Annotated in this window: 13 protein-coding genes; 4 read left to right on the forward strand and 9 right to left on the reverse strand. The window is 50.8% G+C overall.

Annotated elements, in window-relative coordinates:
* The first annotated feature begins 238 nt into the window (after nucleotides 1-238).
* Nucleotides 239-673: a DoxX family protein gene (locus tag CLR69_RS22090; RefSeq protein ID WP_129712018.1), complete on the forward strand. Its 435-nt coding sequence runs from the start codon at nucleotides 239-241 to the stop codon at nucleotides 671-673.
* An 83-nt stretch (nucleotides 674-756) separates the two neighbouring features.
* Here CLR69_RS22090 and CLR69_RS22095 read toward each other — a convergent pair whose 3' ends face one another.
* The 7 genes from CLR69_RS22095 to dgt form a co-directional block, all read right to left on the reverse strand.
* Nucleotides 757-1749, reverse strand: a complete 993-nt coding sequence (locus CLR69_RS22095) for a sulfate/molybdate ABC transporter ATP-binding protein (protein WP_129710181.1) — start codon at nucleotides 1747-1749, stop codon at nucleotides 757-759.
* Nucleotides 1739-2620, reverse strand: coding sequence for a sulfate ABC transporter permease subunit CysW (cysW, locus tag CLR69_RS22100; protein ID WP_129712019.1), 882 nt, complete (start codon nucleotides 2618-2620; stop codon nucleotides 1739-1741). Before cysW ends, CLR69_RS22095 begins: the two co-directional genes overlap by 11 nt.
* 11 nt (nucleotides 2621-2631) lie before the next feature.
* Nucleotides 2632-3444, reverse strand: a complete 813-nt coding sequence (gene cysT, locus CLR69_RS22105) for a sulfate ABC transporter permease subunit CysT (protein ID WP_107168728.1) — start codon at nucleotides 3442-3444, stop codon at nucleotides 2632-2634.
* 155 nt (nucleotides 3445-3599) lie between these two features.
* Nucleotides 3600-4604: a sulfate ABC transporter substrate-binding protein gene (locus CLR69_RS22110; protein ID WP_395303121.1), complete on the reverse strand. Its 1005-nt coding sequence runs from the start codon at nucleotides 4602-4604 to the stop codon at nucleotides 3600-3602.
* 328 nt (nucleotides 4605-4932) lie between these two features.
* Nucleotides 4933-6090: a CdaR family transcriptional regulator gene (locus tag CLR69_RS22115; protein ID WP_015841264.1), complete on the reverse strand. Its 1158-nt coding sequence runs from the start codon at nucleotides 6088-6090 to the stop codon at nucleotides 4933-4935.
* A 232-nt stretch (nucleotides 6091-6322) separates the two neighbouring features.
* Nucleotides 6323-7789: a serine endoprotease DegP gene (degP, locus tag CLR69_RS22120; protein WP_129712020.1), complete on the reverse strand. Its 1467-nt coding sequence runs from the start codon at nucleotides 7787-7789 to the stop codon at nucleotides 6323-6325.
* A 189-nt stretch (nucleotides 7790-7978) separates the two neighbouring features.
* Complete coding sequence (gene dgt / locus CLR69_RS22125) at nucleotides 7979-9490, reverse strand: dGTPase (RefSeq protein ID WP_129712021.1); 1512 nt, start codon at nucleotides 9488-9490, stop codon at nucleotides 7979-7981.
* A 246-nt stretch (nucleotides 9491-9736) separates the two neighbouring features.
* Here dgt and mtnN point away from each other — a divergent pair, with 246 nt between their 5' ends.
* The 3 genes from mtnN to CLR69_RS22140 all read left to right on the forward strand — a co-directional run bounded on the left by mtnN (nucleotide 9737) and on the right by CLR69_RS22140 (nucleotide 11788).
* Nucleotides 9737-10435, forward strand: coding sequence for a 5'-methylthioadenosine/S-adenosylhomocysteine nucleosidase (mtnN, locus tag CLR69_RS22130; RefSeq protein WP_129710191.1), 699 nt, complete (start codon nucleotides 9737-9739; stop codon nucleotides 10433-10435).
* 3 nt (nucleotides 10436-10438) lie between these two features.
* Entirely contained in the window at nucleotides 10439-11278 is an 840-nt protein-coding gene (gene btuF / locus CLR69_RS22135) for a vitamin B12 ABC transporter substrate-binding protein BtuF (protein ID WP_129712022.1), read from the forward strand.
* A gap of 231 nt (nucleotides 11279-11509) precedes the next feature.
* The gene (locus CLR69_RS22140) at nucleotides 11510-11788 is read left to right on the forward strand and encodes a hypothetical protein (protein WP_129712023.1); all 279 of its coding nucleotides are present in this window, start codon (nucleotides 11510-11512) and stop codon (nucleotides 11786-11788) included.
* Nucleotides 11789-11933: 145 nt separating this feature from the next.
* Here CLR69_RS22140 and erpA read toward each other — a convergent pair whose 3' ends face one another.
* Both erpA and clcA read right to left on the reverse strand, forming a co-directional pair.
* A complete protein-coding gene (gene erpA / locus CLR69_RS22145) occupies nucleotides 11934-12281 on the reverse strand; it encodes an iron-sulfur cluster insertion protein ErpA (RefSeq protein ID WP_005969047.1) in 348 nt (115 codons plus the stop codon).
* Nucleotides 12282-12360: 79 nt separating this feature from the next.
* Entirely contained in the window at nucleotides 12361-13776 is a 1416-nt protein-coding gene (clcA, locus tag CLR69_RS22150; protein ID WP_165345968.1) for a H(+)/Cl(-) exchange transporter ClcA, read from the reverse strand.
* Between the last annotated feature and the right edge of the window lie 140 nt (nucleotides 13777-13916).

The raw sequence follows: 13916 nt of genomic DNA on the forward strand, positions 1-13916 counted from the left end.
TGATGTTCTGCGCTGCCATTACGCGACCTCCCAAACAGCTGCGGCGTGATGGGTGTTGAACACCCATTTATCGTTAGCCCCCGCAATTATGGTGCTATGCTTATCCGCGTTGACACGCTTCACCTAATTTTTTGACAGAAAATATCAAATTTATTTGTTTTCTATTCAGGCGTTAAATCGACGACACTGCCGCTTTATATCCAATAGCACTTTTAGCTAACTCACGAGGTTGTCTAGTATGATTTCTCAGTTGAATCAGTGGTTCACGCGTTTAACCGATCATCCCGATGCAGGTAAACTTTTACTGCGTTTAACCGTGGGTATTCTGCTGCTGTTTCACGGCGTAGCAAAAATTGAGCACGGCGTAGGCTGGATCGTACAGATGCTGCAAGGCGCAGGCCTGCCAGGTTTTATCGCTTATGGCGTTTATATGGGTGAAGTCGTTGCACCGATTCTGATTATTCTGGGCGTGTTTACCCGTATTTCTGGCCTGATTGCTGCGCTGACGCTGGTTGTCGCTACGCTGATGGTGGGCATGGGTAAATTCTTCACGCTGACCGAAGTTGGTGCCTGGGCACTGGAACTGGAAGCACTCTATTTCTTCGCTGGCATTATCATTATGCTGGTTGGCAGCGGCCGTTACTCTGTTGCCTCTAATCCCGCTTATCGTTAATTCTTTCAACCGCAAGTATTAACCGTAAAGACAAAAAACCCGCGAACTTCGCGGGTTTTTTATTTCTATCGTCAGCCTGCCGATCAGATTTCCCAATCGTGACTGTAACGTTTGGGTTTGAATTGGATAACATCACCTTTCTGTAACCCATGTAAACTCGCATCGTCTTTTGCGACTTCAGCTTCAATCAGCTCCGACTGTTCGCCCAATTTCAACGACAGGCGCGTCAAAGCGCCAAGAGGACGAATATCGCGAACCGTCACCGCCTGATAGCCATCCTGAGCCTGAACAGACAACGACACTTCATGCGGACGGAACAAAATGGTTTCTTCCGTTTGCGCCACTTTCAGACGGTTACTGTCGCCAAGGAAATGGTAAACAAATTCGCTGGCCGGGTTGTTATACACTTCCGCAGGCGTACCAATTTGTTCAATCACACCTTTGTTCATCAGCACGATACGATCGGCGACTTCCATTGCCTCTTCCTGATCGTGTGTCACAAATACTGATGTCAGATCGATATCTTCATGCAGTTGAGATAGCCAGCGACGCAGCTCCTTACGTACCTTGGCATCCAGCGCACCAAAAGGTTCATCCAGCAGCAGAATGCTCGGCTCAACGATCAATGCACGTGCCAGTGCAATACGCTGACGCTGGCCGCCAGAAAGCTGTTCAGGATAGCGATCCCCCAGCCAATCCAACTGCACCAGATTCAGCAATTCATGCACTTTCTTTTCGATCTCACTTTTCGATAGGCGGATATTCTTCGGCTTCATCCGCAACCCAAAGGCGACATTATCGAACACCGTCATGTGGCGGAACAGCGCGTAATGCTGAAAGACAAACCCTACGTTGCGTTTACGTACATCATGGACGGACACATCCTGACCGTGGAAGATGATACTGCCGCTATCCGGCTGCTCCAGCCCAGCGATAATACGCAGCAATGTCGTCTTACCACAGCCAGATGGCCCCAACAGCGCCACCAGCTCGCCGCTGTGGATCGACAAATTAATCTCGTTCAGCGCCCGAAACTGACCAAATTGTTTATTAATATTGCGAATCTCAATGCTCATTTTTGGCCAACTCCTGTTGTTTCTGTATTTGCTTCGTCAACCGACCTTCACTCCACTGGCGCAGTAGCAGCACCACCAGTGACATCAGCAGCAGCAGAATCGCTACGCTGAAAGCAGCAACGATGTTGTACTCGTTATAAAGAATTTCGATGTGCAGCGGCAGCGTGTTAGTCAGGCCACGAATATGGCCGGAAATGACGGAAACTGCGCCAAACTCCCCCATCGCGCGTGCGGTACACAACACCACACCGTAAATCAGTGCCCATTTCACATTCGGCAGCGTAATGTGCCAGAACATTTGCCAGCCGTTCGCCCCCAGCAGCCGAGCCGCTTCTTCTTCCTGCGACCCTTGTTCTTCCATTAGCGGAATCAGCTCACGGGCAACATAAGGCAATGTGACGAAAATCGTCGCCAGTACAATGCCCGGTACGGCGTAAACAATTTGCAGATCGTGTTCGAGCAGGAAGGGATAGATTTTGCTTTGCGCCCCGAACAGCAGCACATACACCAACCCCGCCACAACGGGTGAAACGGAAAAGGGTAAATCGATCAGCGCCAGCAAAAAGCTCTTGCCACGAAATTCGAATTTCGTCACACACCACGCCGTCGCCAGCCCAAACACTACGTTTAACGGCACGGAAATGACGGTCGCGAGTAACGTCAGCTTAAGCGCAGAGATCGCATCCGGTTCGCTAATCGCGTCCCAAAATGCGCCAATGCCTTTATCCAAACCCTGAGTCACCACCATCATCAGCGGTAGCACCAGAATCAGGAAAAAGACGATCCACGCCAGTGAAACCAGAATGTAATAGGCTGCGGGCTGTTTTTTTCTTTTAGCCGCGTTGGCCTGAGCGGAAATAACCTGTTCCATGACGACCAGCCTTACAGTTTCGGTTGAATGCGGCGCTGCAATACGTTAATCAGCAGCAGCATAATGAAAGAAACCAGCAGCATGAACACGCCGATCCCGGTTGCTCCCTTGTAATCATACTGATCGAGCTTGGAGACAATCAGCAGCGGCAGGATTTCAGTTTTAAAAGGAATATTTCCCGCGATAAACACCACCGAACCGTATTCCCCTACGCCGCGAGCAAAGGCCAGAGCAAAGCCCGTCAGCCATGCTGGTAACAGCGCGGGAAGTAATACATGGCGGAAAACCTGAAGCGGGCGTGCGCCAAGGCAGGCAGCGGCCTCTTCCACTTCTTTCGGAATATCAGCCAGCACCGGTTGCAGCGTTCTGACCACGAAAGGCAGCGTGACGAAAATGAGCGCCAACGTGATGCCAATGCCGGTGTAGGCAATTTTGAATGGAAATAGTGAACCAATCAGGCCATTCGGTGCATACAATGCCGTCAGAGCAATCCCTGCCACGGCGGTTGGCAGCGCGAAAGGCATATCGATCATGGCGTCAATCACTTTACGACCGGGGAAGGTATAACGGACGAGCACCCACGCCAGCAGGGTTCCGAGAATACCATTAATAAAAGCCGCGGCCAGTGCAGTACCAAACGAAAGTCGCAGAGAAAACAGCACCTGACGGCTGGTAATCAGATCCCAAAACTGACCAAACGTTAGTTGGCTGGCATACAAAAACATCGCTGCCAACGGAATAAGAACAATTAATCCTAAATAGCTCAGGCTAAACCCTAACGTTAGCCCGAAACCGGGGATCACTGAGGAAGAACGCTGTGACATACCGTGCCTTTAATTTTCATACTCACTATCCAGCCAACAACTGCTTGCCGACACGCACTACCTGACAGAGAATTTCAGGCGGCGATTACCTGCCTTTTTAACCTGAAAAAGCCGCTACGGTTAATAGCGGCCTTAATCCGTCAGACATTACAGAATTACTTATTGATCTCTTTAAAGATTTTGTCGAACACGCCGCCATCGTTAAAGAATTTGTCCTGCGCCGCTGTCCAGCCACCGAAATCCTTATCGATCGTGACCAAACTCACTGGTGCAAACTGATCTTTAAACTCTTCGGCAATCTTGGCGTTACGTGGACGGTAGAAGTTTTTACCAATAATACGTTGTGCTTCATCGCTGTAGAGGTATTGCAGGTAAGCTTCAGCCTGTTTCTGCGTCCCTTTACGCTCGACCACTTTGTCGACAACAGCGACCGGCGGTTCGGCCAGAATTGACAATGATGGCGTGACGATCTCAAGCTGATCGCCGCCCTGCTCTTTCAGAGACAGGTAAGCTTCGTTTTCCCAAGCCAGCAGCACATCGCCCAACTGACGTTGTACAAAACTGATGGTCGCGCCACGTGCACCGGTATCCAGTACGGGAGCATGGCGATACAGTTCGGTGACAAATTTCAGTGCAGTTTCATCATTACCGCCCGGTTGTGCTTTGGCGTAGGCCCATGCAGCCAGGAAGTTCCAACGTGCACCACCGGACGTTTTCGGGTTTGGCGTGATAACTTCAACGCCCGGTTTTACCAGATCGTTCCAGTCTTTGATTTGCTTCGGATTACCTTTACGCACCAAGAAAACGATGGTGGAAGTATAAGGGGTACTGTTGTCAGGCAAACGCGCCTGCCACTTAGGATCGATCAGCGGTTGATTCAGGTTTAATGCGTCGATGTCACCCGCCAGCGCCAGTGTCACCACATCAGCCTGCAAGCCGTCAATGACCGAACGCGCCTGTTTTCCAGAGCCACCGTGCGAATTTTTAATAGTGATATCTTCACCCGTGGTCGCTTTCCAATGCTTAATAAACGCGGCATTGTATTGCTGATACAGTTCACGCGTCGGATCGTAAGACACGTTTAATAATTCGGTAGCCGCCGAGGCCACACCAGAAAATAACAGCGCTGCCGTAGCAACAGATAACCCCAGACGACGTATTGACATTCTTATCACTCCCTAACCTTAATGCTTGAAAGTATTTAGATGAAATAATGATGAATGCGATCGATTGACGCCGTTGATGCGGCTATCAGGCTGACAACATGGAAGTGACAATAGTGGATATAGGGAAGGGGCAAAAATATTGTTTCGCGATAATTTATGCTATCGCGTTATATTGTTAATGGTTATGTCATAGTTTTCAGTCTAAGCAATTTTGTCACGACTGAAGAACGAAATGGTTGACCCTGATGCCGGACGGCATCAGGGGGACACGGTAGAAATCCAGATAACCTAAAAGTGGACGTAACGTCGTTTTTCTTCTGCACTACTCTTCTTCATCCAGCTGCAAGGCGACATACAGCAGCAGGCGGTCGTCAAAATTCCCCAGATCTAATCCCGTCAGCTCAGAGATTCGATTAAGACGGTACTCTAGCGTATTACGGTGAATAAACAGCGCTTTCGCCGTCGCACCGGGTTGAACGTTATTACGGAACCAGGCACCTAACGTACGGCGCAGCAGACCATTTCCATCCATTGCCTTGAGCTTCGAAAGCGGACGAACCAATTCGTTTGCCTGCCAACCACCGCGCAGACTATCCAGCAGCACGGGTAACATCAGATCCTGATAGTAATAACAACGCTGAGCGGGCATACGCTGCTTGCCTACGCTCATGGTTGTGCGCGCGGTGCGGTAAGAGCGTGCAATACTGCCGGGGCCAGCAAAATAGTTCCCTAGCGCCAGCCGCACCCGCAGCCGACTGCTTTCCGCCATGCGTGACATCAGCGTATCCACGCGTCTGCGATGATCTTCTGCATCCCAGCGCCCGTGGCTGTTCAGCGCTGGCTTTAGCACCACCATTTCCGTGAGGGAAACGATCGCGATCAGGTTGTCACGTTCCGGCGTGGTCAGCAGCGTCTGCAACTGCTGTAGTTCTGCCATTGCCGAATCTACGCCGAGCTGTCCGCTGTCCACTTCGATCACCGCTGCGACGCGAGGTTTATTCAGATCGATGCCTAAACGCTGCGCCCACTCCATAAGGGCGGGAGACAGATCGTCAGTGCGAATCAGGTTCAACACCAGCTCTTCGCGCAGGCGGCTATCCTGTGCCAGCATATGCAGCAATCTGGCCTGCTCCAGCATCATTTCCGCCGTCATGCAGACAAGCTCACCATATTGGCGCAACTGGCTAGGGTTCCCTGTCAGACCGATAACACCGACGATTTCACCGTCGATGCGCAGGGGTAAATTAATGCCCGGACGCACACCGTGCAGATGACGCGCCACGGCGTCATCAATATCGACGACCCGCCCCTGCGATAGCGCCAGCAGCGCCCCTTCATGCAATTCCCCCAATCGTTCCTGATCGCCACTGCCGATAATCTTACCGCGAGCATCCATCACGTTGATATTGCTATCAATGATCTGCATGGTCCGCGCGACAATATCCTGTGCCATCTTGGCATTGAGATGATACGACGCCATTTTTACCTCTGAGAGGAACATTGACAATTGCACCAGCATACCGCCACACGGTGCGCCACACATTGTGCAAATTAACAAAGAAATGGGAATTAGGTTAAATCTGTGGAAGAACTCACAAAAGCGCGTTTATGGAGAAGCGAGAAATAGCCGGGCACTTGAGCACCCGGCCAGAAAATAAACGTAACAAGTTGTTTTATAAATTAATTATCAACTTAATCATTGAACCACTCGATTACTGAGCCAGCAGATAAATCGTGCTGTCACCGCGACGAACGTTCAACGCCAAGACCGCTGGTTTGCTGTCCAGAATTTTACGCAATTCGCCAATATTCTGTACCGCCTGCTGGTTAACGCCGAGAATAATGTCATCCTTCTTCAGGCCAATTTTAGCCGCCGCAGAACCGGACTTAACGTTATCCACTTTGACACCTTTTTCCCCGTCCACCTGAGTATTGCTCAACTCGGCACCTTCAATGCCAGAATAGAGATTACCCGATGACACCTGCGCTTGATTGCTCTGTTGCAGCGTCACCTCAACCGTTAGCGGTTTGCCATCACGCAGCAGCCCCAGCGCGACTTTGCTGCCCACCGGCAGCGAGCCAACCTGTGCACGCAGCGCGGAGAAACTGCTCACCGCTTTGCCATTCAGCGTAACGATGACATCGCCCGCCTTGATGCCCGCAGCATCTGCCGCCGATTTCGGTCGCACCTGACTTACAAACGCGCCACGCTGAGCATCAACCTTCATCGCCTGTGCCAGTTCAGAGTTCAGCTCCGTACCAGTGATGCCCAGTTCGCCGCGCTTCACTTCGCCAAATTCGACAATCTGTGCGACGACGCTTTTCACCATATTGCTGGGGATAGCGAAACCAATCCCGATATTGCCGCCATCTGGAGCAAGAATTGCGGTATTCAGCCCAATCAATTCCCCATTCAGGTTCACCAGCGCGCCGCCGGAATTCCCCCGATTGATCGCTGCATCGGTCTGAATAAAGTTCTCGTAATTCTCAATATTCAATCCGCTGCGCCCCAGCGCGGACACAATGCCCGATGTCGCGGTTTCACCCAGACCATACGGGTTACCAATCGCTACGGTATAATCACCAACCCGCAGTTGGTCGGAATCTGCGACTTTGATGGCTGTCAGATTTTTAAAGTCTTTCAACTGCACTAGCGCGATATCAGAACGTGGATCTTTTCCTAACACTTTGCCGTCATACTTGCGGCCATCACTGAGTCGAATCTGGATCTTATCGGCGTTATCCACCACGTGGCTATTAGTCACCACGTAGCCCTTTTCTGCATTAATCACGACGCCCGCGCCCAACGCCTGGAAGTTTTCCTGTTTTGGTTGTTGTTGGCCGTCGTCATCGTCATCACCTTCTCCCTGACACATCGGCGACGACTGGAACGGCGATCCGTCTTGGCAGAAAGGTGAGTTCTCACCAAAAAACGGCTGAAGCTGCGGCGGAATACCTTCTTTGCCCGCATTGTTTTCTTTACCCAGATTGGTGGTATGCCCTTCCACGTAGATACTTACGACGGAAGGCATCACATTTTCCAACATGGGGGCAAGACTAGGTAATTGACCTGATGAGGCGGAAGACGCCGCTGACTCAGCCGCATTTGCCATGGTGGAGCCCATCGCCATCGCCAGACTTAACGCCAGCGCACTCAGAACCAGTGATTTTCTTTTCATAGGTGTATGTCTCATAGTAATCAACACGCGAGTCTTACGGCCCGTGTACCCGACACCGGGTACACTCAGTGGTCGTGCTGTATGAGATAAATATGAACCAACAATGTTCCCAAGGGGAAGACCGTGAAGCGTAAGTAAATATTGAACGGCTTTACAAAACTCGTGATTTCCGTTGCAGCCTGTTCATATCTAATCCGCCGCCATCAACTTACGGTATTCATCGTAGGCGTACAAATCAGTCATACCGCTGATGTAATCCTGAATCAAACGCGCCCGATAATAATATTCACGGACGATCCGCTCGGGTTCAGCGACGCCTTCCAACTCCGTGACCGCTTCACGATAGGCCAGACAATGCTTGCTGGATAGTTTGTGATAAAGGCGTGTTTCAATTGGATAATGCTTGTGCATATCGTCGCTGACGAGCTGACTGAAATCCTGATAGGGCATCTCGAGCAGCGGGCTATAGATATCCAGCAGACCGCGAATCACGCGGTCACCCTGTAGCTCCAGTTGCTCAACCTCATGATGATTAAAAACGTGCTTTAAGGCGACCCGCTTGAAGATGCCTAACAGACGGTTCTGCGGACTATCATCCTCAAGCAACGCCTGATTGAACGATCCGGCATAGACCGCCGGCAGATTGTCGATAAAACGCAGCGCAGCATGGGGCACCATTTGCCCTACAGTGTAAACGCGGAGGTTCATGAAGAACTGGTCGTCGTGGCTACGCCATTGAAAGCGCTCACGTTCTTTGTAAGCACGTTCGATCGTTTTGGCAAAGATGTCTTTCTCTGCGCCTGCACCCCAATTTTCACGCAGACGATCGTAAAGTTCTTCGATTGTGAGGATATCTTTCTCGACGGCGTCTTCTAAATCCGCGATGCAGTAAGAAACATCATCGGCCGCTTCCATAATATAGCTCAGCGGGTGGCGATGAAATTCCCCCATATCCAGCTCTTCACGCAGCTGCAAGACAAAGGCTTCTTCTGCCAGATAATAACCCGGCTTCTTCATCAAATAGTTGTAATTCGCCGGAAGCTCGCCGTGCCAATACGCAGGGCGGGTATATTTCAGGATACAGGCTACCTGACCGTAGGTCAGATTAAGTTTCAGCAACGTATGCACCAAACGGATCGCCTGTGCGTTGCCTTCAAAATGGCTCAGATCCTGTCGGATCTGCCCACGCAGATCGTCCAATCCATCTTGCTGCATCCTCAGCGTAGGGACTTTACAATCATCGACGCGCTCCGGGGACTCACTGTCCAGATAATGGCTATCCAGCAATTTCCTGAACCATTGATTAATCGCGGACTCGCCAAAATGGCCAAAAGGCGGATTGCCGATGTCGTGCATCAGACATGCCATTTCAACCATGCTTTCAAACGGCGTTTGTCTGTCGGCCAGCCCGAGCGATGTCAGTCGGTCGTCGGCTTGCAGGCGGTGCAAAATCTCTTTTGCGATGTAACGGCCAACCTGCTGAACTTCCATCGAGTGGGTTAGACGGGAACGGACGGCTGCATTACGTTCCAGCGGAAAGACCTGGGTTTTTTGCTGTAAGCGGCGAATGGCGGCGGAGTTAATGATACGACCGCGATCGCTCTCAAACTGACGCACAATCGCATATTCACTCTCAGCCGTTTTAGGTCGGCTAAAATGCCGCTGAAAGCTCATTTTTTTGGCGAAATCGATGTCAGACATACGGTTCTCCCTATCATTCCGCTACAGCACAATGATGTACACTCCATCTCATCCCGCTAGCCATGATAGACTAACGCCCGCGATATACACCTAATGCTGGTCATTTAATGATTGAGATACTCGGTGCGACCACAGGGGTGAGGCATCCCTGCGGGAACCTCCCCCTGTGTTTCCCCTAAAATGGGGCTTCAGTGACCAGCATTAGGTATACACCTTCCATTTATAACAGAATTTGCGGGGAACCTTATGAAAGTCGGCATTATCGGCGCGATGGAACAAGAAGTAACGCTGCTGCGCGATCGGATTGAAAACCGTCAAACCTTCCAGCGCGCAGGTTGCGAAATCTACACCGGACAAATTAACGGCGTAGAAGTCGCGCTGCTGAAATCTGGTATCGGTAAAGTCTCCGCCGCACTGGGCACCACGCTGCTGCTGGAACACAGCAAGCCAGACGTCGTGATTAACACCGGTTCTGCGGGTGGATTGGCACCGACATTGAACGTCGGTGATATCGTGATTTCCGATGAAGTGCGCTACCACGATGCCGACGTAACGGCCTTTGGCTATGAACCCGGCCAGATGGCGGGCTGCCCTGCGGCTTTCCCTGCCGATGAAAAGCTCATCGCACTGGCGCAGGAAGCCATTACCGATTTACAACTGAACGCCGTGCGCGGTTTGGTTGTCAGCGGCGACGCCTTCATTAACGGCGCAGAGCCGTTAGCACGCATCCGCACCACCTTCCCGAAAGCGATTGCCGTGGAAATGGAAGCCACCGCGATCGCACATGTCTGCCATCAGTTCGCCGTACCGTTCGTGGTGGTTCGCGCAATTTCTGATGTGGCCGATAAAGCCTCACACCTGAGTTTTGATGAGTTCCTGAGCGTTGCTGCACAGCAATCAACACGGATGGTAGAAACGATTCTGGCCAAGCTGGCTGCACGCTAATCGATGACCCTCAGGTTCTTCTTCTGGCTGACAGGGCTGCTGCTCTGCACTGCCGCTTATGCCATTCCGCAGCGTGTTATCAGTCTCGCACCTCACGCGACGGAAATGGCCTATGCGGCTGGAATGGGCGAACAGCTGATTGCAGTCAGTGCCTGGTCAGATTATCCGCCAGAAGCAAAAAAGCTGGAACAGGTTGCCTCTTGGCAAGGAATCAACCTGGAGCGGATCCTCGCCCTCAAGCCCGATCTTATTCTGGCCTGGCGCGAGGGTAACCCACAGCGTCCGTTAGAACAGCTCGCTAATTTTTCAATACCCATCGTTTATCTGGACGCGAAAACGTTAAACGATATCCCGGCATCGTTGCGACAGTTGGCGGCATATAGCCGTCATCCTGAACAAGCCGAGCAGGCCGCAGCAGATTTTCAGCAGCACTTAAGCAAACTCCAGCACGCGGGTGAGAAATATAAGGCGGCACACACCGCTCCGCTGAAGGTATTCATTCAATTTGGCACACAGCCGCTGTTTACGTCCTCAAAAGCCACGCTGCAAAGTCAAATCGTTTCACTGTGCGGCGCAGCAAATATCTTTGGCGACAGCCCAGTACCCTGGCCACAGGTAAGCCGTGAACAGGTATTAAGACGCCAGCCGCAGGCCATTATTATCGCCGGTACACCAGATAAAGTTGCCAATGTGCAGGCGTTTTGGCAGCCACAATTAGCGATTCCGGTTATTACCGTCAATGAAGACTGGTTTAGCCGCAGTGGCCCTCGTTTGCTATTAGCGACACAGCAAATTTGTTCTCAATTAGCAGAATTAAGACCCGCCTCTTTGTCAGCAAAGTGATTGTTAATTAACATAGTGAAATCACTCCGATAACAATAGATTCATTAGTATACAACTTGTAACACTAGCAGGCTTTTATTTCGCCAACACTTGCCGATAATCTGAACGTAACGGTGGAATCATAGACACCAATAAAGGTGTTGATTACCGCTCGGCGTTAAAGCCAAAGCAATACGAAATTAGAAAATTTTGAACCGATATCGGTTCCTTTTAACACCAGGTAAAATAAACATGAAAAGTGCGTTGCTTTGTGCAAGTCTGCTGATGGCGGCTTGTGGAACTGCTTATGCAGGAAGTAGCGGCGGGCAAATTAATGCTCAACTGACGATATTACCGTCGTGTGGCGTTACGCCACAATCCGGTCAATTTCAAATGAACTGTAACGTAGCATCTGTACCTCAACCTAAAATTACTGAGTCACGTATTCAGGTCGATCAGGCAAAATTTTCTACCTCTGCGACAAAAACGACGCAGGGTACAGAAACGCGTTTGATTACGGTCGAATGGTAATCACAGTAAAAACGGGGCGTATCTTTTAACGCTTCTGTTACAGGCTTATTGTCTACTATAAAAAATGTCTGCTATAAAAAAACCGTGTCTTGGTGACAGGACACGGTTTTTTATTTTTTAGCCGCTGAATAACCGCAATGCGGTATCAGACGCTGAAAGAAGAACCGCAGCCGCAGGTAGATTTCGCATTCGGATTCGTCACGATGAAACGAGAACCTTCCAGCCCTTCGGTATAATCTACCGCGCCGCCAACCAGATATTGCAGGCTCATCGGATCAACCACCAGCGCCACGCCTTGTTTCTCAATGGTCATATCGCCGTCGTTGATTTGATCGTCAAAGGTAAAACCATACTGGAAACCGCTACAGCCGCCGCCCGTAATATATACACGCAGTTTCAGCTCTGGGTTTTCTTCATCAGCAATCAGGTTTTTCACCTTGCTTGCCGCCGCATCGGTAAATTGCAGAGGCAGTGCTGCTATATCGTCGCTCATATTTTTACTCCCAACTCAGGGCTTATCAGGTGATAGACCCATATTCATACGCTTATTATCCGGCAGGATTAGAAAACGTTCAAGATTTGACAGAGATTGTTGAATTAATCTGCTGTTCCTGCTCGGCCAATGCCTGCCGCTGTAGCGTTCGCGCCAGAATAGACGCATAGAGTGGCTTGCCCCCCAGAAATTGGGCCAAAAGCGTAGCACCCAGACACGTCACAATCATGGGTAATATCAATTGATAGTTGTCAGTCATTTCCAGCACCAGGACGATACCAGTAAGCGGAGCGCGAACCGATGCCGCGAACAACGCCCCCATGCCAGCAACAGCAAACGTACTGGCACCAATCGAATAATCGGGAAAAATATGGCTTGTCACCATACCAAACGCGGCACCGAGCAACGTTCCCAACGCCAGCATCGGCGCAAAAATCCCTCCTGGTGCACCAGACCCGAAACAAAGTAGCGTCATGAAGACTCGGATCATAAAGATCCAAAACAGCATACTAATACTGTAATGCTCCGCCGCCGCAAATGGGATAAGCGTAAATCCGCCCCCAGTAGCTTCAGGAAAAACGACGGATAACACGCCACAAAACCCACCAGCCAGTGCGCCCACTAGCAAGAAACGCGACATCCGTTTACCGTGAAAGGCCAAAAACAACGTCTGAGTACGTAAAACCAAGGCATTAAACACCACGCCAACAACGCCAAAAATAATCCCGAGCACCAAATATAACCACAGCGTATTGAGCGGTGCGGAAGGCAGTTGCCCTATATCGATCACAGCCCGCTCACCGTTGAACAGCCGAAATACAATGCTCGACATAATTACGCCGATGAATACCGCTTTAATCGAAATGAGGCTGTAGCGGAACTGCGGTCGCATTTCCTCAATGATAAAAAGTATTCCAGCCAATGGCGCATTAAAGGCGGCGGATAGCCCGGCAGCAGCGCCAGTAGCAAGTAATGAATGGCGTCCGTCCTGTTGCCTTTTCGGCAGCATATCCGCAATCATGCCGCCGATATTCCCGCCTAACTGCACCGTTGGCCCCTCCCGGCCTAGCACCATTCCCGACCCGAGTGTGCCAATACCGCCAAAAAATTTGACGGGTAATACGCGCCACCACCGTACCGGCCGAAGTTCTTCTAATGCCCCCTCAATTTCAGGAATGCCCGACCCACCCGCTTCTGGAGCGAAACGCCGAACCAGAAAATATCCCCACACCGCGAGTACAGCAGATATCGCCGCAGCCAGAAACCAGTTCATCTCGCTTTCTGGTACGAGTACCAATAGTTCCATGCGCTGCTGTATAACCCAATTCACCGTGCGTTCAAATGCAACGCCGACCAATCCCGTTAACGTCCCCACTACCGCCGCCAGCAGAAGAATCAACACGGGTGTTTTATCGCGCCGCACAAATTGTGCGACAGCAGCACGACGCTTCAACGCAGAAGAAACGGATGAAGAAGATCTGATCACAGCAACCATAACCAAAGAAGAGAAATAAGAGTCACTATGTTACCCCTTAAGGGTAAAGTTGCCTATTCAGGGAGGGCTGAATACAAAGAGAGGTAAGCTTGCTGCACAACGATTTCATAACGGCGGCCAGTTTATTAGAATACCCTTAC

The organism is Pectobacterium zantedeschiae, assembly GCF_004137795.1.
Lineage (GTDB): Bacteria > Pseudomonadota > Gammaproteobacteria > Enterobacterales > Enterobacteriaceae > Pectobacterium > Pectobacterium zantedeschiae.